Genomic DNA, 24,485 nt, shown 5'->3' with positions numbered 1-24,485 from the left:
ATATCAGGCAGGTCGTGAGCTCGCAAGACCTGCCGGCAACATCAGGCAGAGAGCGTCTATGAGTTCATCGGCTGGCGAAACCGAGGCCGCGCTGCTGGCCCTCCTCCATCTCATCCGCTTGATGGGCGCCGAGCTCGTCGCCGGCCAGCACCGCGACGACGTCGAGGTGCTGGTCAAGGCGGTCGAAACAAAGCTGCGATCGGCCCGTTTTCCGGCTGAAATGCCGAACCAGGACATTGTCAAAGGCTTGGACCTTGCAGAGGCGAGGCTACGTCCAATCCTCGAGGAGCTGCGCGCAAGATCCGAGAAAGCGCATCTGAGCGACCAGCTGCTGCTGGCTCCCAGGCCCTCGCGTATCCACTAGCGGATCAGCTTCCGTCAGCTCTGGACTTCACCACGGCGGGGCAAACCGTTCCCGCCGCTGGACCTGAGCGCGAGCTTCTCCTCGATCTTCATTTTCTCGAGCAGCAGGTCAGTCACAATCCGGCGCAGCCGTTCATTTTCCAGCCGCAATTCGTCAATACGGTTGTGAACGTGGGGAATACCATCTCGATCATCGGTGCGAGCGGCAAGCTCGGTCACAGTACCATTCGGCTGATGGCCGCGTGCAGCCTCCTGCTTGCGCCAGCGGTGAAATGTCATCACGCTAACGCCCAGCACCTTGCACGCTTGGGCTTGTGACTGCCCCCGCGCCATGAGTTCCTCGGCTTGCTTGACCTTGGAACTGATCTCGTCAGTTGAATGACGCCTCATTGGTCATCTCATTGCCCCCTAGATTAGCAATCATCGCATGGCCTATAAGCTATGTAAATGCAACAGGAAATTCAAATTGAGGATTTCCCGGGGGACCTACGGGAGCCTCGAACTTGCCGTCGGCAGCGCCGCATTGTGCGAAGAAACATCGAAGCTGCAAGGTATTTACCGGAATATATGAGCAATATTCCTGCCGAAAGACGGCCTCACAGAAAAAGTTATACGACTTTCTGCGCATGACAATTTGATCCGGATAACTGGCGCACCGTTTGCATTCCCGAATGAGAAGCAAATGAGAACATCCAATCGGTCCCGCGACAGATTGTGAGTGCACCATGCCTCTCCGTGATAGCTACGCCGCCGGTCAGGCGAGAGTTTCACAACACTCTAACAAATTAATCCCGCGACCTTCGCGTCCGGCAGCTTGCGGGCGCGCACGCGCAGCGGTAGTTACTGAGACGTTAGGTGTCATGAGAGTTTCAACATATTTGAGGATCATTTTCAGGAAACCTAACACCCATAGCTCGATCCGCGAATTATCAATTAGGCGCTTTCCCACCCGAGGCCCTCAGGCGGAACCACGACCGCCCGATCATCCGCGAACTATTCTGTGCTGACGCTTGTCAGAGCCAGTCTCTGACCAACACATTTTACGAGGATCGACACTATGGCGCGTCTCAAGGTCTTCGAGGGGAAGCAGTCCGCGTCCAGCGAGGCGACCGACGCCCTGGAACGTCTCGTCGCGGAGAATTCCGAGCTCCGGCATACCGCCGTCGAGCTGGTCTTGCAGACTTGGATCCTGCGCGAGCGCCTGTCCTACATCGTGGCGCACAAGCCGGTGCGGCAAGAGCACTGACTGCCCTGCCCTCACGACCACAGATTGTCCGCGGCAAACATTGGCCAGATCGAGCCGGCTCGCCCAAACGAGGGTCGGGCGGGACAACGTTCAATTTAAAATTGAATTGTTCATAGCGGCAGGCGCCGACATCCTCGCCAGACTGGCTTGGATGTGGCCGCAAATTCTGCTCGGTGAGAAATAGGCTGACGACTTTAGCTGTGGTGAACCCGGCGCAATGCGACGCGCGGAGCGTTCTGCTCACGCGACATGCCGAACGAACGAGACGCCCCCGGACGCTCGTGGATTTCACGCAACGCGGCGATATCAAGCATCAGCGCAACGACTTCGTTGCGCAGCGATTGATTGGTCGCGAGCAACGCCTCTTCGATTGGCTGATGCGAATGTTGAACTTTGTGCTGCTTCATGGCGCGCCCTCGCTCTGCGGTTAAGGGTATGAGCGATGTGATTGAAGTTTCGATGACAGAGTTAGATCACGCACATGGAATGCGGTTAATGGGGCAGGTTTGCGACGAACTTGGCTCCGCGTTAAATTTTCTCAACCAGGTTCCACAACCTGATCGCGAAAAGTTCGATCGATGGCCTTATATGTGTCGTGGCGATGGGATGTCAGCGGCAGCGACGAGACGCGCGGCCAAAGAGCGCAGCTGGAACGGACCGTGAGGCGCGACCAAGAGCATGAAATCATTTGACGATCGTTGATCGCGGCGATCGAGGTCGAAACCGGCGACGCGCCTGCCGGCTATCACAATGTCGCCGCGTCAACGGCTCGGGACTTGATGAGGTGTTCCAGCCTCGAACCAGATATTCCACCAAACACGGCGTGCACACACTAAATCTGCTGCTTTCGATCAATCGGTTTTTTCGCCGCGCATAACAGCTTGAACCGAGCAGCATGGATGCAGCGAACCGACGCCGCGTCCTGTGCATTGAGCGCAGAATGTTTCGATCCGTTTCGGATATCGAGATCGCGGATCTGGGCATTCTGATCCGCCCTCACGATGCGGCGAAGGGAATCAACGCCACACATGCGATCATGCGAGACATTCGCCTCGACCTGAGCCGAACGCGACAATGCTATTCAAATTTGAAATGAGTGATATTGAGGCGTTTCGACTTCAGCGGAGGCAGCGAACGCCCGCATTCTCATCTCATATGCGCTTGCACGATTGCCACGGCGGACAACGGCGATTCGACCAACCGCCATAAGCATCGCTAATTCGCAACGTGCGTCGCGATCGCGCGCTATTTCGATTTGAGAGGCGTGTCGTGGTCCATCTTGCCACCACTGGCGACGCACCTGTTGAAAGTGGCGCTGGACATGATGATCCCGGGTGACGCGAAATGATCGCGGCTGACGCGAACGCAAAGCCACTGACAACTCTCGTTGCCGCACTCCGTTCCACGCCGAGCCAGGTTTTTTCTCGCGCCGGAATTCGCAACGAACGCACTACGTCCGATCGACGTCATGATAAGCGCGGTACCAGGCGACAAATTTGGCAATGCCGTCCTCGATCCGCGTCTGCGGCCGAAAGCCGATCTCACGCTCCAGATCGGAGACATCGGCCGACGTCTCCAGGACATCCCCAGGTTGCATTGGCAACAACTGCTTTTCGGCCTGCCGGCCGAAGCCCTGCTCAAGCAGTGCCACCACATGCATCAGTTCTTCCGGCCTGGAGTTGCCGATGTTGTAGACGCGCCACGGCGCCTTGCTCGACCCCGGATCGGGATGCGCTCCCGACCAGTTGACGTCACCCTCGGGCGCGCGGCCGATCAGCCGCACCATCGCCTCGACCACGTCATCGACATAGGTGAAGTCGCGCCGCATATTGCCGTTGTTGAACAACTGGATCGGCTTCCGCCGGGTGATCGCGTCCGCAAACGCATAGAGCGCCATGTCCGGCCGATACCACGTGCCGTACACGGTGAAGAACCGCAGCCCTGTCGTCGGGATGCGATAGAGGTGGCTATAGGAGTGAGCGAGCAGTTCGTTGGCCTTCTTGGTAGCCGCATACAGGCTGATCGGATGATCGACGTTGTCGTGGACCGAGAACGGCAGCTTGGTGTTGGCGCCGTAGACCGACGATGACGACGCAAACAGCAGATGCCGGCACGCAGTATGTCGGCAGCCCTCGAGGACGTTGAGGAAGCCCTCCAGATTGGAATCCAAATAGGCATGCGGATTCTGCAGGGAATAGCGCACGCCGGCCTGCGCCGCGAGATGCACCACGACCTCGAAGCGATAGCGCTCGAACAGCGCTTTCATCCCGGCACGGTCGGCGAGGTCAAGTTCCAGGAAGGTGAAGCCGCGGTGCTGCTTGAGCAGATCGAGCCGCGCCTGCTTGAGCGCCGGATCATAATACTGGTTCAGATTGTCGATGCCGATCACCGGCTGCCCTGCCCGCAGCAAATGCTCAGCCAGATGAAAGCCGATAAAGCCGGCGCAGCCCGTGACGAGTAGATTGCCTGCGATCACCACGTTTCGCCTGTGCCTTTCGCCTTGCGCCGGACCAGGCCGCATACGCCGTCAGGCGCGGGCCGCAGCTTCTGGCTTCGCGTTGCGGCCGCGGCGCGCGTCAGTTGCTGCCGGCCGGAGGTATGTAGTCCGGAAAGCGGCTCAGGACCGCGGCCTTCATGAACTTGAAGTGCGCGATCTCGGTCGCCAGTTCCTTCAGCCGACGCTGGCCGTTGGAGATCTCGGCGTCAAACAGGTCCTGATGATGGTTGTCAAGCGCCTCGCGTTCCAGATACTCGTCGGTGCCGTTGCCGAGCGTCACCGCCGCGCGGGCCAGAACATCGTCGACACGTCGGCCAAGGCCGGATTGCTCGCTTTCGGCTGCCTGCAACGCCGCCTCGATCGCGGCCATGATCGATCCGATCCGGGCGCGATCGGTCTCGGCATCGCGCTCAGCCGAGCGCGCCTTGAAACCTTCCTCGCCACGCCGCGACCTGACCAGGTCGTGCGCGCGAGCCCGCAAAAACAGCTGAAACATCTGTCAGTATCCGGTTCGGGCCCACTCAGGCAGTATCGCTCAAAATCGCCCGGTCTTAGTTAAAAAAGGGTGAATTGCCCGCTTGCCCGGCCCTCAGGTCGGCCTTCCACTGGATCCAGGCCTTGTCGTGCTTGTCATAGAGCTCGAGCCAGCGTCCCTCGACGGCCGACGGCATCAGTTCCGCTCCCTGGGCTTCCCCGCCCAGCATCGGCAGCGAGGTGTCCAGTCCTTCGAATTCAGATGTCTCTTCGAGCGTGAGACCGACCAGCACGCGCTTTCCACTGACATCGACGACATACCGCCTTGGCGAATGCCCCCTGAGATCATTCATGCTGTGCAAGTTCCCTCACGATGCGCGGGCCGACGGAAAGACCCAGCCGGCACGCGAACCCGGCCCCGCTGCCGCAACGAAGACAAGATGACCGATTGCATGTCGCCCGCCAACCCCAACTCACCACACTGTCGCGCTACCTCTGTCGAGCTAGCCCGCTAGAACGCACGGCGCATGTGGCCGAATGCGGTAACCGGCTGTTCCGGCCGCGACGATTTCGCCGCTGACGGCGCCACATAGGGCGCATAGATCCGATATTGCGCGCGCCGCTTGCGCGACCGCCACGCGCGCGTGGCGAAACCGGAGCAGAAGCCGGCGACGAACGCCGCCGCAAGGATGAGAACAGGAGAGAGCATCACATTCGTCCACGTTGATCCGATGTTATTAACATTCGGAGTTGTGACGACATCATGATTGCGCGCGCCGAAAGAATGTTCAGCCGCTGGAATTTTTTGTGCAGTCGAACCGCGCAACGATGACCAGGCGCCCACGCCGGTTGTACTCGAGGGCGACGCGCCTCAGGAGAACCACCACAGCATGAATTTCAGGAACATCGAGCTGAGAAGATAAATCCACCCCGCCATCGCCAGCAGCGTCAGCCCGACGAATACACCTGAAACGCTTTTCTCCTTGAAGCGCGCCAGCAGCGAGTTTTTTTCTTCTTGCGGATAGAACATCTCGAGCTCAAGACGCATCTGATTCAAATCAGCTAGCAGCCAATTTCGATGATCTCATGACGCGTCACGGCAGCAATTCGCCCCGCGCATCACAGATCTCTACTGCAAAATCTCGTGAAGCGGCGGGCCCGCGCTCAAGAAGATTGCTGGTCAAGGCTTGGCTCAAGAAAACAGGGATCGCCTCCCGCGATCGCAGCAGCCCGCGCGCCGGAATTTTCAGTTGCGTGATATTGCGGTCGGCGCCGCGGATGTGCATCGCGCATCAAGCCGATCGCCGAGCCTGGGAATGCCAGGCGATCGCATGCGCGGCAGCCGTGGCGAGATGCGGGCGTGATCGACCGCACACCCCGCAAGCGCATGGCGGCCCGCTATGCCCGCATCTCAGTTTAACAATCAAGACCTCGCATCGGGAAACCGCGATCGGCGCGTCACACCCGGAAAAGGCAACCAGGCAATTCCGCGGATCAAGTCTGCAAGCCCGGTGGAGGCCGTGAGCGGCGCGAGAACCGATGGTCCGGGCTCGGCCTGGAGCGCCCCGGTCGGGTTTCAGTGACCGGACCGTGTCGTTCCGTTGCGATGGCGACCTTTTTGCTTAAGCGCCTGAAATTCCGGCGATTGTCGTTCCCGTTCAGAGGCCGCCGCGTGATCCGAGTGATGTTCCGAGCCGTTGAAGGCTTTCCGACGGTTGGCGCTGCCGCCGCGTCAAACGGGCGCAGGCTTGGGGTCACGGTTAACGCCGTTGCCAGATTCACCGGGCCGCGTTGTTTCAAACCGGGGTTCCCGGTGTTATCCTCGACCGTTCCGCGTAATCGGAGTTTTCCCTATGGCCCCCCGCGCCAACTGGAAGGGCTTTTTGCGCCTTTCGCTCGTGACTTGCCCGGTTGCCCTGTACCCGGCGACGTCGGATACCGAGAAGGTCTCCTTCAACCAGATCAACCGCAAGACCGGCCACCGGATCAAATACGCCAAGGTCGATGCGGAGACCGGCGAGGAAGTCTCCACCGACGACATCATGAAGGGCTACAAGGTCGACACCGACACCTATATCGAGGTCACCAAGGAAGAGCTCGACGACATCGCGCTGGATTCGACTCGCACCATCGAGATCGACGAATTCGTGCCGCGCAGCGAGATCGACAGCCGCTATCTGATCCGCCCCTATTATCTCGTTCCCGACGGCAAGGTCGGCCACGACGCCTTCGCGGTGATCCGCGAGACCATCCGCAGCATGGACAAGGTCGCAATCGGCCGCGTGGTGCTGACCAACCGCGAGCACATCATCGCGCTCGAGCCGCTCGACAACGGGCTGATGGGCACGCTGTTGCGCTACCCCTATGAGGTGCGCAGCGAGAAGGAATATTTCGACGACATCCAGGATGTGAAGATCACCAAGGATATGCTCGATCTCGCCAAACACATCGTCGAACAGAAGTCCGGCGAATTCGATCCGGAGGAGTTCGAGGATCGCTACGAGCAGGCGCTGATCGACCTGATCAACCAGAAGCGCAACGGCATCAAGATCGCCAAGCCCGCGGGCAAGGCCAGCGGCAATGTCATCAACCTGATGGACGCGCTGAAGAAGAGCCTCGCCAACGAGAAGCAGGCCGCTCCCGCCAAGGCCGAGGCAAAGGCGGCGAAGGGCAAGAAGCCGAAGAAGCGCATCGAGGGCCAGCGCGAGATGCTGCTGCCGATCTCGGGCAGCGGCAAGCGCGAGCCCAAGGAGGCCGTCAAGCCCGAGCCGAAGAAGGCCGAGAAGCCCGCGCGTGCGCAAGGCACCGCGGCGCGGAAGAAGGCGGGTTGAGGTCGCGGCGCTGCAGCAGGCGGCCGGCCACATCATCAAGCTATCGGAGCACACCCAGCAGCAGGCGCGCTGGTAGCTTCCGGTTGCGCATCTGATCAGCGCGGCAGAACGAGGTGCGGGTGGCTGACGTTCGCGCGCATCACGATGCTGCGCGCGCTGAATGGAAACGGCGGAGCCGACTGAATCGGAAAGTGTGGAGCGTGTCCGGTGGCGCTTACTTGAATGCAGAACTGACTGCCGTGAATTGGCCGCTCACAGTGGTGCCGATGCCTCTGACGCCGGCGACGATCACGATGCTGATGCCGCCGGCAATGATGGCGTATTCGATCGCCGTAGCCCCGACGTCATCACGCAGAAATCTTGCAAGCAACGCGCGCATGAAAAGCTCCTGTCCGACGCCCGCGGCTTTTTCTCCCGCGCCGTAGCAATATGCCAGCAAAACTAGGCCACATTGGTTGACGGCGCATTGATGGACAGGATGAACGATCGCTTAAAGGTTGCAGAGAAACTCGCTGCCAGTTCTGCCTGCATCCTGAACTCGCCCCGCGAGCCAGCGCGCCGCGATTGGGCGTAAACGCATATCAGGACTACCTGATCCGGCCCCGGCGGCGCTTTACCCTCGCGGCGAAATCCTGTTCCTTTATCGGACAGGACGACAACGAGGCCGGAACGAACCGGCCGCATCCAAGGGAGTGACCGTCATGAAGCTCGGCACCGCGATCGCGGAAATCATGAAGCGCGAGGGGATCGAGATCCTCACGGGCTACCCGGTCAACCATTTGATCGAATATGCCGCCAGTGCCGACATCCGCCCCGTGATGGTGCGCCAGGAGCGCATCGGCGTGCACATGGCGGACGCGATCTCCCGCGTCACCTCGGGCGAAAAGATCGGCGCGTTCTGCATGCAGCACGGACCGGGCGCCGAGAACGCGATGGGCGGCGTCGCGCAGTGCTACGGCGAATCCGTGCCCGTCCTGGTGCTACCGATGGGTTATGCGCGCCGGCTCGCCAACATCGATCCCAACTTCAATTCCAGCCAGGCGATGAAGGCGTTCTCGAAATCCTCGGAGCCGATCAACATCGCCGCGGAAGTCTGCAACATTTTCCGTCGCGCCTTCACCAAGTTGAAGAACGGCCGCGGCGGGCCTGTGATCGTCGAGATCCCCGCCGACATGTGGAACGAGGAGGTGCCGGAGCCCCTGAACTACACACCGGTGCTGCGCACCCGCTACGGCGCCGATCCCGTTCATGTGAAGGAAGCCGCAACCCTGCTCGTCAACGCCAAGCGTCCGGTGATCTATGCCGGCCAGGGCGTGCATTACGCCAAGGCCTGGCCGCAGCTGAAGCGCCTCGCCGAGCGGCTCGCGATCCCCGTCACCACGAGCCTCGGCGGCAAGTCGTCATTCCCGGAGACCCATCCGCTGTCGCTCGGCTCCGGTGGTCTTGCCGTGCCGCGCGCGGTGCCGAAATTCCTCGCTGAGGCCGACGTGATCTTCGGCATCGGCTGCTCCTTCACCGAAACGTCGTTCGGCATCGCGATGCCGAAGGGCAAGACCATCATCCATTCGACGCTCGATCCGAACCACATCAACAAGGATGTCGAGGCCAGGATCGGTCTGGTCGGCGACGCCGGCCTGGTGCTCGACGCGCTGCTGGAGGAGATCGGCAAGACCGTGACCGCGGACCGCAATGCCAGTGCGGTCGCGGAAGAGATCGCAGCCTCCCACAAGGAATGGCTCGCCAAGTGGATGCCGAAGCTGACGCATAACGATGCGCCGCTCAATCCCTACCGGGTGCTGTGGGACCTGCAGCACACCGTCGACATCCACAACACCATCATCACCCACGACGCCGGCAGCCCGCGCGATCAGCTCTCGCCGTTCTGGAAATCGGTCGAGCCGCTGTCCTATATCGGCTGGGGCAAGACCACACAGCTCGGCTACGGTCTCGGCCTCGCGATGGGCGCCAAGCTGGCAAAACCCGACAAGCTCTGCATCAATGTCTGGGGCGACGCCGCGATCGGCTTCACGGGCATGGATTTCGAGACCGCGGTGCGCGAACGGATTCCGATCATGTCGATCCTGCTCAACAATTTCTCGATGGCGATCGAATTGAAGGTGATGCCGATCTCGACCGAGAAATACCGCTCGACCGATATCTCCGGCGACTACGCCGCGATGGCCCGCGCCTTCGGCGGCTATGGCGAGCGGGTGACCAAGCCCGAAGACATCATCCCCGCGATCAAGCGCGGCATCCAGAAGACCAGGGAAGGCGTGCCGGTGCTGCTGGAATTCATCACCAGCAAGGAGACTGAGGTGTCGCGGCCGGGGACGTGAGGCACCTCACACGCCCTCGCCCACTTGATTTGACCTCGCCTGGGCAGGCAAGCTCTCTTCGACAAAGGATCGGAAGGAGAGATGGCGCGCGTTCTGGTGCTGGGTGCCGGCTTTGCCGGGCTGTGGGCGGCGCTCGGTGCCGCTCGCAAGCGCGACGAGATCGGCGTGCGGGCTGAGGACACCGAGATTCTCGTCGTCGATCGCAACGCCTATCACAACATCCGGGTGCGCAATTACGAGGTCGATCTCGGCGATGTCGCACTGCCGCTCAAGGACCTGCTCGATCCGGTCGGCGTCGGGCATAGGGTGGCTGATGTCGCGGCGATCGATCCGGCGAAGCGCGAGGTCGTCGTCAAGACAGGCTCCAGCGCGGACACGCTGAGCTATGACCGGCTGGTGCTGACGACCGGCAGCGAGCTGGTCCGCCCCGCGATATCAGGCCTTGCCGCACACGGCTTCGATGTCGACACCTTCGAAGCAGCCACGCGCCTCAACACGCATCTTGCCGCGCTCGGCAGGCAGCCGCCCTCACCGGCCCGCGCGACGGTGGCGGTGGTCGGCGCAGGGTTCACCGGGATCGAGGTTGCGGCCGAGATGCCGGCCAAGCTCGCGCAAGCCGGCATCAGCGGCGATCACCGCATCGTCCTGATCGACCCCAATTCAGTGGTCGGCGCGACGTTCGGCGCGCATGGCCGTCCCGTCATCAACGAGGCGCTGGCCGCGCTCGGCGTCGAGACGCGGCTGAACGTCAGGGTCAGCGCCGTCGGCGCCGAAAGCATCACGCTGGATAGCGGCGAGATCATTCCGGCCGCAACCGTGGTGTGGTGCGGCGGCATGCGCGCGAGCCCCCTCGCCGCCCTGCTGCCGGCGAAGCGCGATGCGCTCGGCCGCATCGCCGTGGATCACTACATGCGCGCCGAGGGCCTCAACGGCGTGTTCGCCGCGGGCGACGTTGCCGCCTGCCTTATCGATGGCGAGCATCCAACCGTGATGTCGTGCCAGTTCGCGCGGCCGATGGGCCGCTTTGCCGGGCACAATGTGGTCGCGGATCTGTTCGGCGAAAAGCTGCTGCCGCTCAATATCGACTGGTATGTGACGGTGCTCGATCTCGGCGCCTGGGGCGCTCTCTACACCACCGGCTGGGACCGCGAGGTGCACACCACGGGCGCCGCCGCCAAGCTCACCAAGCAGACCATCAACCAGCAACGCATCTATCCGCCGCGCAACGGCGACCGCGCCGCCCTGCTTGCGGCCGCCGCGCCGACGACCCAGACCGCACCGCCGACGCGCAAATAACAGAAGGGGCGGCCACCGCGTGACCGCCCCTTCTCATCTCACGATAGCGTGCCCGCAATTACTGCGACAGCTTCACAAAATCCGGAAACTTCAGTTTCCCTTCCGCGATCGCCTTCGGCCAGACCGTGATCTGCTTGCCGCCCTGCCATTGGAACACGAGGCCGGTGACGGCGCCCGGGCCGGCCTTGATGCCGTGAGTGAATTCGTCGCTCTTGCCGTAGAACTGGATCTTGCCGATCGTGCCCTCGAAATCCGTCTTCTCGAGCTCGGTGACCATCTTGTCCGGATCGGTCGAGCCGGCGCGCTGGATCGCCTCCGCAATGATGTAGACCTCGTCATAGGCGGTGTAGCCGGTATAGGCCGGCGGCGTGCCGAACTTGGCCTTGAACGCCGCGGCGAACGGCTTGGTCTTCGGGGTGACAGCGACGTCGGGCGTCGCCACCGCGAGCGACGGCACGCCTTCGGCGGCGCCGTTGGTGTCGCCCCAGAACGTCGGGCTCAGCGCCTGCGCGCTGATGCCGAACATCGGGATCGGCACCTGCTGGTTCTTCCACTGCACCGTCGGCTGCACGCCGACATGGGAGATGCCGGTGACGATCACGTCGGGCTTGGCCGCTTCCATCTTGTTGAAGATCGGCGTGAAGTCGGTGGTGTCGGGCGAGAAGCGGATGTGCTCGACGACCTTCAACCCGGCCTTGGGCAGACAGGCCTCGTAGCCGATGTCGAGCGGCTTGGTCCACGCCGCATCCTCGCTCATGATCGCCACCGACTTGAACTTGAGCTGATCGACCAGCAGCTCCTTGGCCGCGTCGCAGACGAGCTGCGCCTGCGCGGCCGAGGTCAGGTAGCCGTGGAAAGTGTACTTGTTCTTCTCATAATCGTTGTGCACCGCCTTGGTGATCTCGTTCGAGGCAGCGCCGGGCGTGATCAGCGGCATCTTCAGCCGCGAAGCCCACGGCTCCAGCGCCAGCACGACCTCGCTGATGTAGCTCGCGATCACGGCCGAAACCTTGTCCTCGCTCACCGCGCGCTGAAACGCGCGCACCGAATCCGCCGACGAGCTCTTGTTGTCGTAGGTGACGATCTCGATCTTGCGGCCCATCACGCCGCCCTTGGCGTTGATCTCGTCGGCGGCGATCTGCGCGCCGCCCGGGGTTGCCGCACCCGCGATCGACTGCACCTCGGCGATGACGCCGATCTTGATCGGGTCGTTTGACTGCGCATAGGCTGGCGCCGCAAGGCACAGCGCGAGCGCCGAGGCCAACAGGCTGACGCGGGTGGCGGTTGAATATGCTGACATCGTGATCTCCCTTGCTTTGTTTTGTTATTCTTCAAACTTCGAACGTCAGAGAAAGTCCTTGCCGGCCTCCGCGGCGAACCGGCCCGGATCGCCCTCCCAGACGATCCGCGCATGCTCCAGCACATAGACGCGGTCGGCATGCGGAAGCGCGAAGGTCACGTTCTGCTCGCCGAGCAGCACCGTGATCTTGGTGGTCTGGCGCAGCTTCTCCAGCGCCTTCGACAACAGTTCGAGGATGACGGGCGCAAGGCCCAGCGTCGGCTCGTCGAGGATCAGGATCTGCGGCTGCATCATCAGCGCGCGGCCGATCGCCAGCATCTGCTGCTCGCCGCCGGACAGAGTCTGCGCCATCTGTCCCTGGCGCTCCTTCAGGATCGGGAACAACTCGAACAGCCAGGCGAGTTGCTTGGCCCGCGCCGCGTCGTCGAGATGCTGGCCGCCGAGATCGAGGTTTTCCCGCACCGTCATCTCGCCGAACAATTCGCGCGATTCCGGGCATTGCACGAGGCCCGAACGGGCGATCTTGGCAGGTCCCGTTCCGCGCAACTTCTCGCCGCCGCGCAGGATCTCGCCGGTGTAGGGCAGGAAGCCCGAGATGGTGTTGAACAGCGTGGTCTTGCCGGCGCCGTTGAGGCCGACGATCGAGACGAACTCGCCCTCATGGACGTGGATCGAGACGTTCTCCAGCGCCTGTGCCTTGCCGTAATGCACGCTGACATTCTCGACTTGCAGCAGCGGCACCTTGTCCTTGAACGAGGTCTCGGGCCGCGCATGGGTCTCGATCGCGCCGCCGAGATAGACCCGCCGCACGGTCTCGTTCTTCATCACGTCCTCGGCGCGGCCGGTCGTGATCTCCTCGCCGAGATACATCGCAAGCACGCGGTCGACCAGCGCGGCGACGCTCTTGACGTTGTGGTCGACCAGCATCACCGCGCGGCCCTCGTCGCGGAAGCTGCGGATCAATGCGGAGAACGTTCCGACCTCGGCGCTGGTGAGGCCGGCGAAGGGCTCGTCGACCAGCACCACTTTTGGATCACGCGCAATTGCTTTCGCCAGCTCCAACCGCCGCAGATCGGCGAATGGCAATGTCGGCGGGCGGCGGTCCATCACCGCCCCCAGGCCGACGCGGTCGGCGATCCACTTGGCGCGTTCGGTGAGCGCCTTGTCGGGAAACAGCATGAACAGGCTGTCGGGCAGCAGCGCGACCATGATGTTCTCCAGCACGGTCTGCCGGTTGAGCGGCCGCGAGTGCTGGAACACCATGCCAAAGCCCTTGCGCGCGATCTTGTGCGCCGGCAGCCCGGCGACGTTCTCGCCGTCGAACAGCACCTCGCCCGCGGTCGGGCGCTCGATACCCATCACGCTCTTCATCGCGGTCGACTTGCCCGAGCCGTTCGGCCCGATCAGGCCGAGGATCTCGCCGGGGCGCAGCTCGAAGCTCAGATTCTTCACCGCGGTCAGGCCGCCGAACCGCTTGGTCAGGCCGCGAACTGCGAGTGTCGGAATAGTGGTCACAGTCTGATCCATTTAGGAGCGCGCCTCGCGTGACAGGGCCGCGCCGAGGAAACCGCCGGGGAAGAACAGCACGACGAGCAGCGCCACCGCCGAGACGATGAAGGTCGCGAGCTCGCCGGTCGGACGGAGGAATTCGCCGGCCACGATCAGGAAGATCGCGCCTAGCGCCGCACCCAGCACGGTGCGCCGGCCGCCGAGTACGGCAGAGACGATCACGTTCACGCCGACCGCGACGTCGACCACGGTGCCGACCGAGGCGGTGCCGAAATAAAACACCAGCAGCGCCCCCGACAGCCCCGAGAAGAACGCGCTGACGATGAACGCCGCGAGCTTGTGCTTGACGATATTGAAGCCGAGCGCGCCGGCCTGCACCGGATCCTGCCCACTCGCCTGCAGCACGAGGCCGACGGGCGATTGCGACAGGCCATACAGAATGGCCGCGCTGATGGTCATGAAACCGAGCGCGATCCAGTAGTTCGCCCCGGCATTGATCGTGATGACATCAGGGATGGTGAGCCCGATCTCGCCGCCGGTGAGATCGGCGAACACCACAATGAAATTCTGCAGCATCAGCACCGCGACCAGCGTGGTGAGGCCGAAATACGGTCCCCTCACCCGCAGCGCCGGCAGCGCCAGCACGAAGCCCGCCACCACCGAGGCCAGCGCGCCGAGCAGGATGCAGACATAGACCGACCAGCCGAACTGGTTGTTGAGGATGCCCGCGGTGTAGGCGCCGGTGCCGATCAGGAAGGTCGGCCCGAAATTGACCTCACCGGCGAAGCCGAACAAGAGGTCCCAGGCCATCGCGAATACGCCGAAATAGAACGCGACGGTGAGCAGGCCGAGGATATAGCCGGAGACATAGAGCGGCAGCGTCGCGGCAACCACGACGCAGACCAGCGAGATGAAGAACAGGCGCGAGGTGAAGAAGTTGGCCATCTCAGCGCCTCCCCAAGAGGCCTTGAGGCCGGATATACATCACGAACACCAAAAGCAGCAGCGCCGGAATGGTGCGGTAGGCCGGCGAGATCATGTAGGCCGTGATGGTCTCGAGATAGCCGACGACGAAGGCCGCGATCAGCGAGCCGGAGACGCTGCCGAGGCCGCCGAGCACCACGATCGAGAACGCGCTCGCGGTCAGCGGCCCGACGCTGTAGGAGCTGACGCCGAGGAACATGCCGAGCAGCACGCCGGCGATGCCGGCGAGAATGCCGTAGATGCCCCACACCACGATATAGATCTGGGTGAGCTCGAGCCCGAGCAAGGTGACGCCGCGCGGGTTCATCGAGGCCGCCAGCACGGCCTTGCCGGTCCTGGTGCGGTTCACCAGCAGCCACAGCAGGCCGATCACGAGGCAGCACACCAGCGCGGTGAAGATGTTGTTGCGCGGCGTGCGGTTGCCGAAGATATCGACGACGCCCTCGACGATCGGCAGCACCGTCTTGGCGTTGTTGGTGAAGAAATAGGCGATCAGCTCCTGGATCATGATGCCCCACAGCAGGGTGCCGGTGAGGACGAAGATTTCCTTCTCCTCATTGGGGATCCGCCTGGAGTTCTGGATCGGCTTCACGACCGCAAAATAGGTCGCGAACGCCATGATCAGCGCCACGCCGACACCGAACAGCGCGCCGGAGTAGATGTCGAGGTGCAGCACGCTGGCCGCGGCCCAGGCCGCGACCGCTGCGGCCACCATGATGGCGCCGTGGGAGAGGTTGAGAACGCCGGAGACACCGAAGATCAGGGTGAAGCCGGTGGCGCCGAGCGCATAGAGCGCACTGATGGCGAAGCCATCGATCAGGATTTGTAAGGCAAGCATCTCAAATCGGCCGCGGCAGCAAAGCTGCCTGTTGTGGAGGACGCGGAACTGAATACGGATGCTCCCGGGACCGGCCCGGGAGCATGATCATCGGTCAGTTGGTGGTGAGCTTGATGAAGCTCGGGAACTTGAGATCGCTCTTGGCGACCTCCTTCGGCCACACCGCGACCTGCTTGCCGCCCTGCCACTGCAGCATCAGTCCGGTGATCAGGCCCTTGCCGTACTTGATCGAATGGGTGAAGGGATCGTCCTTGCCGTAGAACTGGACGCGTCCGATGGTGCCTTCCCAATCGGTCTTCTCCAGTGCATCGACCATCTTGTCGGCCTCAACCGAGCCGGCGCGCTTCACAGCATCCGCGATGTAATAGACCTCGTCATAGGCGGTGTAGCCCGCATAGGACGGATAGTTGCCGTAGCGCTTCTTGAAATCCTCCGCGAACGGCACCGACTTCGGCGTCACCGCGACGTTCGGGCCCGACACGCCCTGATACAGCACGCCTTCGGCCGCGTCGTTGGTGTCCTTGCCGAAGGTCTCGTTGGTCGCCTGCGAGGAGATACCGAACATCGGGATCGGCACCTGCTGGTTCTTCCACTGCACCGTCGGCTGCACGCCGACATGCGAGATGCCGGTGATGATGACGTCGGGCTTGGCGGCTTCCACCTTGTTGAAGATCGGCGTGAAGTCGGTGGTATCCGGCGAGAAGCGGATATGGTCGACGACCTTGAGCCCGATCTTCGGCAGGCACTCCTCGTAGCCGACGTCGAGCGGCTTGGTCCACGCCGCGTCCTCGCTCATGATGACCGCAGTCTTCATGTGCTTCTGATCGACCAAGAGCTCCTTGGCGGCATCGCAGACCGACAGCGCGAGCGCAGCCGAGGTCAGGTAGCCGTGGAAGGTGTACTTGTTCTTCTCGTAGTCGGCGTGGACGCTCTTGCTGATCTCGTTGGAGGCCGCACCGGGCGTGACGAACGGGGTCTTCAGGCGCGACGCCCAAGGCTCGAGCGCCAGCACCACTTCGCTGATATAGCTCGAGATGACGACGTTGACCTTGTCTTCGTTGACCGCGCGCTGGAATGCCCGCACCGAGTCCGCCGAGGACGAGTGATTGTCGTAGGAGACGATCTCGATCTTGCGGCCGTCGATGCCGCCCTTGGCGTTGATCTCGTCGGCGGCGAGTTGCGCCGCCTGCGGGATCGACGCCCCGGCAATCGCCTGCGCTTCGGCGATCACGCCGATCTTGAGGGTGTCGGCGGCCTGCGCGCCGCCGGGCGCGAGCGCCACAAGGCCCAAAGCGGCTGCTCCGGCGAATTGCTGCATCGCATGAAATGGCAGTCGCGAAGTCTTTTTCACCCTGTTTCTCTCCTCTTTTGTTCGGCTGCTTCGAGCTCTTGGGGCCGGACTATAGCTGCGACAAAACGCGCAGCAAGTGAAACTGCGCGCAGATCGCCATGCATGGACGACAACTAAAGTAGTGGGTGGGCGCTTTGCGGTTGAATAAATATGAGGCAGCGCGGGAATAAGAGCGTGGGGTGCCGGTCTCTCAATTCGTCATTCCGGGGCGAGCGAAGCGAGAGCCCGGAATCCATTCCACCACTTGTTTTGCTTGATCCGACACATTCAGCGTCGTCCTGGCGAAAGCCAGGACCCATTACCCCAAATGAGAATTGTCGCGCGATGCTGGGGCCACGATCCCATCCATCACCGAGTGCGGTGGTTATGGGTCCTGGCTTTCGCCAGGACGACGGCGGGAATTTGGCGTCGTCACGGAAACGTCCCTGCGTTCGTTCGGGGGACGACTGCGATTTACGAGGCTGACCGCCCTACTCCGCCATCTCGACCGGCCGCGCGGCGGGACCGGCGAGCGGGCGTTCTTCCATCGTGATCATGCAGATGGACGCCGTGGTCAGCAGTACGGCGGCGGCGCCGAACACGTAGCGGAATGCGGTGATCATGTCGGCCATCGGGATCGCGCCGACGCTGCCGGCGGACGCGGCATGATGCTCGCCGGCAAGCGAGATGTCGGTCCCGAGCGTCATCAGCAGGATCGTGGTGAAGGCGGCAACCGTGAAGGACGCCATCATGGCGCGGAAGAAGTTCATCGCACCGGTCACGGTGCCGACCTGCGGGCGCGCCACCGCGTTCTGCAGCGACACCACGCTGATCGGGAATGTGGTGCCGAGCCCGAGCGCGAACACGCTCATCAACAGCAGCAATCCCCACAGCGGCAGCGTCGTCACGGCCATGCCGACGGCGCAGATCGCAGCCACCGAGGTGCCGACGATCGCGACACGCTTGTAATGCTTGGCCTTCGCCATGGTCCGGCCGGCGATCGCCGCACCGAAGGTCGAGATCGCCGCGAGCGGGATCAGCGCAAGGCCGGCCTCGCTGGCGGTGAGGTGATAGACCACCTCGTAATAGAGCGGCAGGTGCACGGTGAGCCCGACCATGGCGCCGAGCGCGCAGCCGCCCGCGCCCATTGCGAACGGCACCACCGAGCCGCCGAGCAGCGACAGCGGCAGGAACGGCTCGTCGGCGCGGCGCGCGTGCCAGACGAAGGCGCCGGCGAGCGCGATCGAGGCGCCAATCATCGCGGTAATGGTCGGCGACAGCCACGAGAGACGCGTGCCGCCCCAGGTCAGCACCAGCATCAACACGACGGCCGAGGCCATCAGCAGCACGCCGCCGAGCCAGTCGACCTTGCGCTTGCGGTGGAACACCGGGATCTTGCTCATCTTCGGCAGCAGCAGCGCCAGCGCCGCCGCCGCGAGCGGCAGGTTGATCCAGAAGATCATCGACCAGTGCAGATGCTCGGCGAACACGCCGCCGACCACCGGGCCGAGAATGCCGCCGGCCATCCAGACGCTGGAGAAATAGGCCTGGTAGCGGCCACGCTCGCGCGGGGTCACCACGTCGGAGATCACGGTCTGCACCACCGGCATGATGCCGCCGCCGCCGAGGCCCTGCAGGCCGCGGGCAATGATCAGCATGGTCATGCTGGGCGCGATCGCGCACAGCACCGAGCCGACCACGAACAGGCTGAGCGAAGTGATGATCATGACGCGGCGGCCATAGATGTCGCTCAGCGTGCCGAACACCGGCGCCACCGCGGTCGAGGCGAGCAGATAGGCCGTGATCACCCAGGACAGGTTGGTGACGTCGTGAAACTGGCGCCCGATCGTCGGCAGCGCGGTCGCGACGATGGTCTGGTCGAGCGCGGCCAGGAACATCGTCAGCATCAGGCTGATCACGATGGTGCGGACTTCGTCCGGATTGAGCGGCGCCGGCGGCGCCAGCGGCGGCGCGTCGCTGAGTTCGATCACCTCGCTCGGGAGGTGAGACAGCTCTGCGGCAATGTCGTCAGGCAATGTTTCTTGGTCGGCAGGAAAACGGCTCTGCCGTTCATACTTGTTCATTTGGGGCGTAATGCTGCTGCGCGGGCGCGTGCCGCGATGGAATCATGCTCTGATCCGCAATTTATGCAGCAATTCGTTGCTGAGGCAGGCACCTCAGCGCATGGGTGCATCCCACCGCACTGTTCTCGCGGTGACGTGATCGCGACAACACCAGCGCCAGCTCTCGCGCCGGCGTCGTTCTGTCGTGAAAATTTACTTGGAGGCCTTGGGCCGCTTCTTCAATTGTGCCCGTTTCGGCAGCAGGGCCGGCCAGCGCACGATGTGATCCTCGAGATCGGCGTCGTTGACGTCGAGCTCGGTGCCCTCCACCCGCCCGCGCACCGAGACCCCGGCTTCATGCACGGTGTTGGGATCGCCGGAGATCAGGGGATGCCACCAGTAAAGGTCCCGCCCCTCGGCCACGAGCCGGTAGCCGCAGCTCGGCGGCAGCCAGTTCAGCGTCCGGACGTTCTCGGGCGTCAGGCGGACGCAATCCGGAACCTGGTCGGAGCGGTTCGGATAGTCCTTGCAGGTGCACAGGCCGGAATCGAGCAGCTTGCAGGAGATATGGGTGAAATAGATCTTGCCGGTGTCCTCGTCCTCGAGCTTCTCCAGGCAGCAACGTGCGCAGCCGTCACACAGGCTTTCCCATTCGGCGTTGGACATCTCTTCCAACGCCTTGGTTTTCCAGAAGAATCCCTCCTGGCCCGACGGGCGCTTGGGCGGTGCGGTCATGATATCCCTGACATGGCGGTAAAGCTCTTCTTGGGACGCCGGCGCTCCCTCCGCAAGGGGGGGTGATATTGCGGGGTCGAAAAAGCCGGTGGGCAGCGTTAGGGCTTTCATTAAATTCATAAGCCGCGCCATTGGTTTATGGCAGCCGCTCGGATAGAACAACGAACGAGTCCCCAACGACGCAAAAGCGCCTTGGGATTGCCGCAACATCGAAGCAAGACGCTGGCCTGTGCCCATTTCGGGCGCCCGCAGCGCTGTCGAACTGATCAAGGGTCCGGTCCTTCAGATCATGCCGTCGCATTGGAAACAGAAGGTCCGGAATTTCTTCCTGGACCTCGATGCGCGTATCGACTCGACGCTGTTCTCGTCGGGCAAGGGCCTGCGCGAACTCTACGAGCGCTATTCCACCTTCATGGACCGCTTCTATGTCGGCCGCTGGAAGCGCTGGGTGTTCATCGAGCCGCTGTCGGAGGCCGCGACGCTTGGGCTCGGCGGCATGATCCTGATGCTGACGCTGGCGATCCCCGCCTTCCGCGAGACCGCCGACGAGGACTGGCTGAAGAAGTCCGACCTCGCGGTGACCTTCCTCGACCGCTACGGCAACCCGATCGGCAGCCGCGGCATCAAGCATAATGACTCGATCCCGCTGGAAGACTTTCCGGACAACCTGATCAAGGCGACGCTCGCGACCGAAGACCGCCGCTTCTACGACCATTTCGGCATCGACGTTCCGGGCCTCGCCCGCGCGCTCGTCACCAACGCGCAGGCCGGCGGCGTCCGCCAGGGCGGTTCGTCGATCACCCAGCAGCTCGCCAAGAACCTGTTCCTGAACAATGAGCGCACCATCGAGCGCAAGGTGAAGGAAGCCTTCCTTGCGATTTGGCTCGAGACGCGGCTCACCAAGAACGAGATCCTGAAGCTCTATCTCGACCGCGCCTATATGGGCGGCGGCACTTTCGGCGTCGACGGCGCCGCGCACTTCTATTTCAACAAGTCGGTGCGCGACGTGAACCTCGCGGAAGCCGCGATGCTCGCCGGCCTGTTCAAGGCGCCGACCAAATACGCCCCGCACATCAACCTGCCCGCGGCACGCGCCCGCGCCAACGTCGTGCTCGACAATCTGGTGGATGCCGGCTTCATGACCGAGGGCCAGGTGTTCGGCGCCCGCCGCAATCCGGCGGTCGCGGTCGACCGGCGCGACGAGAATTCGCCGAACTACTATCTCGACTACGCCTTCGACGAGATGCGCAAGCTGGTCGATACGTTTCCAAAATCCTACACCGAGCGCGTCTTCGTGGTCCGCACCGCGATCGACATGAACGTGCAGAAGGCGGCCGAGGAAGCGATCGAGAACCAGCTCCGCCAGTTCGGACGCGATTATCACGCGACGCAGGCCGCGACCGTGGTGTCCGATCTCGACGGCGGCATCCGCGCCATGGTCGGCGGCCGCGACTACGGTGCAAGCCAGTTCAACCGCGCGGTCGACGCCTATCGCCAGCCGGGCTCGTCGTTCAAGCCCTACGTCTACACCACGGCGCTGCTGAACGGCTTCACGCCGAACTCGAAGGTGGTCGACGGCCCGGTCTGCATCGGCAATTGGTGCCCGCAGAACTATGGCCATTCCTATTCGGGTCAGGTCACGCTGACGCAGGCGATCACCCGCTCGATCAACGTGGTGCCGGTCAAGCTCTCGATCATGCTGGGCGGCAAGGAAGGCCCGAAGGCCGGCCGCGCCAAGATCGTCGAGGTCGCACGCCGCTTCGGCCTCAAGGCGCCGCTGCCCGACACGCCGTCGCTGCCGATCGGCTCCGACGAGGTCACGGTGATCGAACACGCGGTGGCGTATGCAACCTTCCCGAACCGCGGCAAGGCGGTGACGCCGCATTCCGTGCTCGAGGTGCGCACCGGCGCCGGCGATCTGGTGTGGCGCTGGGACCGCGACGGTCCGAAGCCGCGGCAAGCCATTCCGCCGAACATCGCCGCCGACATGGCCGGCATGATGAGCCACGTGGTCAGCGAAGGCACCGCGCGCCGCGCCGCGCTCGACGGCATTCCGACCGCGGGCAAGACCGGCACCACCAATGCCTATCGCGACGCCTGGTTCGTCGGCTACACCGGCAACTTCACCTGCGCAGTCTGGTACGGCAATGACGACTATTCGCCGACCAACCGCATGACCGGCGGCTCGCTGCCGGCGCAGACCTGGCACGACATCATGGTGACCGCGCATCAGGGCGTGGAAGTGAAGGAACTCGTCGGCGTCGGCATGGGCCAGAAGCTGCCGCCGCAGCCGGCGCAGGCCAATGCCCAGGCCAACGCGGCGCCGCGCGTGCTGGAGACCAAGCCGGGTCCGCCGCCGGTCTTGACCAAGCGCGGTGCCGATATCCTGGTGCGGGTCGAGAAGCTGCTCGACGACGCCGCCAAGACGACCAACAAGACCACGCTCAACGAGCCCTCGAAGGCCGGCAAACCGGAATCCTCGAGTGCGCTGGCGTTCCCTGAAAACTACGTTGCCGCGGCCGGACCGGACGGCACGACAGCGCCTGCGCCACGCAAGAACTGACGTGCGGCTCCTCCTCACCACCTTGCTGGCACTCGTCATCGCCACGGCCGTCGGCCTCGGCCTGACCTACGCGACGGCAACGCGCGGCACCGATCTCGGCACGCTGAAGATTGGCGCCTGGACCGCGCGGCCGAAGAACGGCACCTCAGACGTCGACCCCTATTCGCGCGCCACCATCGCGCGCAGCGGCGAGCTGCCGATCGGCACCGGCGACGGCATCGCGTTTTCGGCAACCACCGACGACAAGAACAAGCCGCTCGACGGCCGCTGCGACATCGTGGTCAGCGGCGTGACGCCGGCGGCGCGGTTCTGGACGCTGACGCTGTTCGACCGCAAGGGCCACCTCGTCGCCAATTCGCTGCAGCGCTACGGCTTCACCAGCCAGGAGATCATGCGCGCCTCCGACGGCACGTTCGAGATCCACATCGCCTCGCGCTCGCGCGCCGGCAACTGGCTGCCGACCGGCGGCATCGAGCGCTACGCGCTGATGCTGCGCCTCTACGACACGCCGGTCGGGGTCGCGACCCGCACCCAGCGCGACGCGCCGATGCCCTCGATCGCAACGACGGGCTGTCCATGATCCGCGTGCTGTTCACCATCCTCGCAGGCGTGCTGCTCGGCGGCGTGGTGCATCTCGTCAGCGTGCTGGCGCTGCCGCGCATCGCCTCGCAGGACGCCTATTCGCGGCTGACGCCGATGACCAAGCTCAACGAGGTGACGCAGCTGCCGCTGGCCGACCCGAGCAACTCGCCGATGCCGCTGATGGATCCGGCCTTCGCGGTGGCGATCTGCCGCTACGATCTCTCCACCGGGCCGCTCAAGCTCACGGTGCCGGTCAGCCAGGCCTATACGTCGGTGTCGTTCTACACCCGCAACGAGGTCGCCTATTACGCGATCAACGACCGCTCCGCCGGCAAGAAGGTGATCGAGCTCGACCTGATGACGGAAGCGCAGCACAACGAACTGCCGGAGGATGAGGAAGTCACCGCCGCCGACCGGCTGATCATCGACTCGCCGACCTCGACCGGCCTGATCCTGCTGAAGGCGCTGGCGCCGGAGCCCGGCCTGATGCCGCAGGCGCAGGCCTCGCTTGCGGCCTCCTCCTGCAAGCTGCAGGCCGAGCCCGTCGCGACGAAGCAGGAAGCACCGCCGCCGCTGCCCGCTCCGCCACCTGCGGCGCGCAACAAGCGCTAGCGCGCAGCCAGCGCGTGCCGGCCGCAACGGCAGGTCTCGTAGTCGACGGGATCGTGGCTGTTGACGATCGTGACATCAGAGCCATGCGCCGCCTTCAACTGGCGCAGCCGCTCCTGGTTCTTGATGCGCGTCGCGCGATCCATGTCGGCGCGGCGCTGGAACATGCCGAGCACCAGCGGGATCCGCGGCCTGGCATCGAGCTGCGCGTGGTGGAAATAGGCGTCGCCGGCGTGCAGCAGCCATTTGTCCTTGTCGCGCACCGCGATGCCGCAATGGCCGAGCGTGTGGCCCGGCAGCGGGATCATCAGAATATCCGGCTCGCGATCACCGAGCGCGCGCACCCCCTTGAAGCCGAACCAGTCCTCGCCATCGGCGCCATAGAACGCCCAGTCCGGCCCGTGCTTCCACTGCGCCGTGATGTAGCGGCCTTCCGGCGGCGCGACCTGATGCGTCACCGCCATGTCGTACTCTTTGCGATGAACATGCACCTTGGCCTTCGCAAAGTCCGGCACGCCGCCGGCATGGTCGCGATCGAGATGCGTCAGCAACAGATGCCGCACGTCGTCGGGCGAGAAGCCGAGCGCCTTGACCTGCTGCACCGCCGTCTCGGCCGGATCGAGCCGCGGCGTCGTCTGGCGCACCCATTTGCGGCCGAGCCGCGGCGGGTCGCCGATGTCGTCGAGCCCGATCCCGGTGTCGACCAGCACGAGGCCGTCATTGCTCTCCACGAGCAGGCAGTGACAGACCATCCGCGCCCGCTGGAAAATGCTGCCGCTGCCGTTCACGAGCCGCTTGCCGATCGGGCACATGGTGCCGGTGTTGAGATGGTGGATGCGCATGACCCTTCCTCTGCTGAATTCAGCACAGCCTTGCCACCTGCGTTTCCATAGGTAAAATATTGTCTCTCTATCGATACGATAGGAAAG

Annotated in this window: 25 protein-coding genes; 8 read left to right on the top strand and 17 right to left on the bottom strand. The window is 63.5% G+C overall.

The window, feature by feature from the left end; all coding sequences use genetic code 11:
* Positions 1-58: 58 nt before the first annotated feature.
* Positions 59-364 carry a hypothetical protein gene (locus tag ACE103_RS14500; protein WP_223968310.1) on the top strand — a complete coding sequence of 102 codons (306 nt, stop codon included), beginning with the start codon at positions 59-61 and terminating at the stop codon, positions 362-364.
* A 14-nt stretch (positions 365-378) separates the two neighbouring features.
* On the opposite strand, the gene ACE103_RS14495 is transcribed toward ACE103_RS14500, so the two are convergent.
* Positions 379-753 carry a helix-turn-helix domain-containing protein gene (locus ACE103_RS14495; protein ID WP_223968309.1) on the bottom strand — a complete coding sequence of 125 codons (375 nt, stop codon included), beginning with the start codon at positions 751-753 and terminating at the stop codon, positions 379-381.
* 667 nt (positions 754-1,420) lie between these two features.
* Between ACE103_RS14495 and ACE103_RS14490 the strand changes: the two genes are divergently transcribed.
* On the top strand, positions 1,421-1,609 hold the full coding sequence (locus tag ACE103_RS14490; protein ID WP_223968308.1) for a hypothetical protein: 189 nt from the start codon (positions 1,421-1,423) through the stop codon (positions 1,607-1,609).
* Positions 1,610-1,803: 194 nt separating this feature from the next.
* Here the strand turns inward: ACE103_RS14490 and ACE103_RS14485 are convergent, their stop codons facing one another.
* From ACE103_RS14485 to ACE103_RS14455, 7 genes are all read right to left on the bottom strand, one after another.
* On the bottom strand, positions 1,804-2,016 hold the full coding sequence (locus ACE103_RS14485) for a hypothetical protein (protein ID WP_092125205.1): 213 nt from the start codon (positions 2,014-2,016) through the stop codon (positions 1,804-1,806).
* 1,043 nt (positions 2,017-3,059) lie between these two features.
* Positions 3,060-4,130 carry an NAD-dependent epimerase gene (locus ACE103_RS14480; protein ID WP_375779962.1) on the bottom strand — a complete coding sequence of 357 codons (1,071 nt, stop codon included), beginning with the start codon at positions 4,128-4,130 and terminating at the stop codon, positions 3,060-3,062.
* Between the two features lie 55 nt (positions 4,131-4,185).
* Positions 4,186-4,602, bottom strand: a complete 417-nt coding sequence (locus tag ACE103_RS14475; RefSeq protein WP_223968306.1) for a hypothetical protein — start codon at positions 4,600-4,602, stop codon at positions 4,186-4,188.
* 55 nt (positions 4,603-4,657) lie between these two features.
* The gene (locus ACE103_RS14470; protein ID WP_223968305.1) at positions 4,658-4,933 is read right to left on the bottom strand and encodes a hypothetical protein; all 276 of its coding nucleotides are present in this window, start codon (positions 4,931-4,933) and stop codon (positions 4,658-4,660) included.
* Between the two features lie 158 nt (positions 4,934-5,091).
* Positions 5,092-5,424 carry a hypothetical protein gene (locus ACE103_RS14465; protein ID WP_375779961.1) on the bottom strand — a complete coding sequence of 111 codons (333 nt, stop codon included), beginning with the start codon at positions 5,422-5,424 and terminating at the stop codon, positions 5,092-5,094.
* Between the two features lie 27 nt (positions 5,425-5,451).
* Entirely contained in the window at positions 5,452-5,610 is a 159-nt protein-coding gene (locus tag ACE103_RS14460) for a hypothetical protein (RefSeq protein WP_223968303.1), read from the bottom strand.
* 64 nt (positions 5,611-5,674) lie between these two features.
* Positions 5,675-5,866, bottom strand: a complete 192-nt coding sequence (locus ACE103_RS14455; protein WP_375779960.1) for a hypothetical protein — start codon at positions 5,864-5,866, stop codon at positions 5,675-5,677.
* Positions 5,867-6,433: 567 nt separating this feature from the next.
* Here ACE103_RS14455 and ACE103_RS14450 point away from each other — a divergent pair.
* Positions 6,434-7,411, top strand: coding sequence for a Ku protein (locus ACE103_RS14450; protein WP_375779959.1), 978 nt, complete (start codon positions 6,434-6,436; stop codon positions 7,409-7,411).
* A 214-nt stretch (positions 7,412-7,625) separates the two neighbouring features.
* On the opposite strand, the gene ACE103_RS14445 is transcribed toward ACE103_RS14450, so the two are convergent.
* Positions 7,626-7,790: a Flp family type IVb pilin gene (locus tag ACE103_RS14445; RefSeq protein ID WP_092127042.1), complete on the bottom strand. Its 165-nt coding sequence runs from the start codon at positions 7,788-7,790 to the stop codon at positions 7,626-7,628.
* A gap of 322 nt (positions 7,791-8,112) precedes the next feature.
* On the opposite strand from ACE103_RS14445, the gene ACE103_RS14440 reads away from it, so the two are divergent.
* Positions 8,113-9,747, top strand: coding sequence for a thiamine pyrophosphate-requiring protein (locus tag ACE103_RS14440; RefSeq protein WP_212311046.1), 1,635 nt, complete (start codon positions 8,113-8,115; stop codon positions 9,745-9,747).
* Between the two features lie 81 nt (positions 9,748-9,828).
* Complete coding sequence (locus ACE103_RS14435; RefSeq protein ID WP_375779958.1) at positions 9,829-11,043, top strand: NAD(P)/FAD-dependent oxidoreductase; 1,215 nt, start codon at positions 9,829-9,831, stop codon at positions 11,041-11,043.
* 58 nt (positions 11,044-11,101) lie between these two features.
* On the opposite strand, the gene ACE103_RS14430 is transcribed toward ACE103_RS14435, so the two are convergent.
* The 7 genes from ACE103_RS14430 to ACE103_RS14400 form a co-directional block, all read right to left on the bottom strand.
* Positions 11,102-12,343, bottom strand: a complete 1,242-nt coding sequence (locus ACE103_RS14430) for an ABC transporter substrate-binding protein (RefSeq protein WP_223968299.1) — start codon at positions 12,341-12,343, stop codon at positions 11,102-11,104.
* 45 nt (positions 12,344-12,388) lie between these two features.
* Positions 12,389-13,870: an ATP-binding cassette domain-containing protein gene (locus ACE103_RS14425; RefSeq protein WP_375779957.1), complete on the bottom strand. Its 1,482-nt coding sequence runs from the start codon at positions 13,868-13,870 to the stop codon at positions 12,389-12,391.
* Positions 13,871-14,797: a branched-chain amino acid ABC transporter permease gene (locus tag ACE103_RS14420; protein WP_375779956.1), complete on the bottom strand. Its 927-nt coding sequence runs from the start codon at positions 14,795-14,797 to the stop codon at positions 13,871-13,873.
* A gap of 1 nt (position 14,798) precedes the next feature.
* Positions 14,799-15,674 (bottom strand): branched-chain amino acid ABC transporter permease, encoded by an 876-nt coding sequence (locus ACE103_RS14415; RefSeq protein WP_092125194.1) that lies wholly within the window; start codon positions 15,672-15,674, stop codon positions 14,799-14,801.
* 94 nt (positions 15,675-15,768) lie between these two features.
* On the bottom strand, positions 15,769-16,992 hold the full coding sequence (locus ACE103_RS14410; RefSeq protein ID WP_223968808.1) for an ABC transporter substrate-binding protein: 1,224 nt from the start codon (positions 16,990-16,992) through the stop codon (positions 15,769-15,771).
* Positions 16,993-17,495: 503 nt separating this feature from the next.
* Complete coding sequence (locus tag ACE103_RS14405; RefSeq protein ID WP_375779955.1) at positions 17,496-19,088, bottom strand: MDR family MFS transporter; 1,593 nt, start codon at positions 19,086-19,088, stop codon at positions 17,496-17,498.
* A gap of 192 nt (positions 19,089-19,280) precedes the next feature.
* Positions 19,281-19,802, bottom strand: coding sequence for a YcgN family cysteine cluster protein (locus ACE103_RS14400; RefSeq protein ID WP_375779954.1), 522 nt, complete (start codon positions 19,800-19,802; stop codon positions 19,281-19,283).
* Positions 19,803-20,091: 289 nt separating this feature from the next.
* Between ACE103_RS14400 and ACE103_RS14395 the strand changes: the two genes are divergently transcribed.
* The 3 genes from ACE103_RS14395 to ACE103_RS14385 are packed head-to-tail and all read left to right on the top strand — an operon-like array spanning position 20,092 to position 23,559.
* A complete protein-coding gene (locus ACE103_RS14395; RefSeq protein ID WP_375781107.1) occupies positions 20,092-22,365 on the top strand; it encodes a transglycosylase domain-containing protein in 2,274 nt (757 codons plus the stop codon).
* A gap of 1 nt (position 22,366) precedes the next feature.
* Entirely contained in the window at positions 22,367-22,945 is a 579-nt protein-coding gene (locus ACE103_RS14390; protein WP_050424324.1) for a DUF1214 domain-containing protein, read from the top strand.
* Positions 22,942-23,559, top strand: coding sequence for a DUF1254 domain-containing protein (locus tag ACE103_RS14385; RefSeq protein WP_375779953.1), 618 nt, complete (start codon positions 22,942-22,944; stop codon positions 23,557-23,559). Before ACE103_RS14390 ends, ACE103_RS14385 begins: the two co-directional genes overlap by 4 nt.
* Here ACE103_RS14385 and ACE103_RS14380 read toward each other — a convergent pair.
* A complete protein-coding gene (locus ACE103_RS14380; RefSeq protein ID WP_375779952.1) occupies positions 23,556-24,398 on the bottom strand; it encodes an MBL fold metallo-hydrolase in 843 nt (280 codons plus the stop codon). The two genes, ACE103_RS14385 and ACE103_RS14380, sit on opposite strands and share 4 nt — an antisense overlap.
* Positions 24,399-24,485: the final 87 nt, after the last annotated feature.

The organism is Bradyrhizobium sp. ma5, assembly GCF_042258955.1.
Lineage (GTDB): Bacteria > Pseudomonadota > Alphaproteobacteria > Rhizobiales > Xanthobacteraceae > Bradyrhizobium.
Note: the sequence above shows the minus strand (reverse complement) of the source record. Positions and strands in the feature narration are given on the sequence as shown.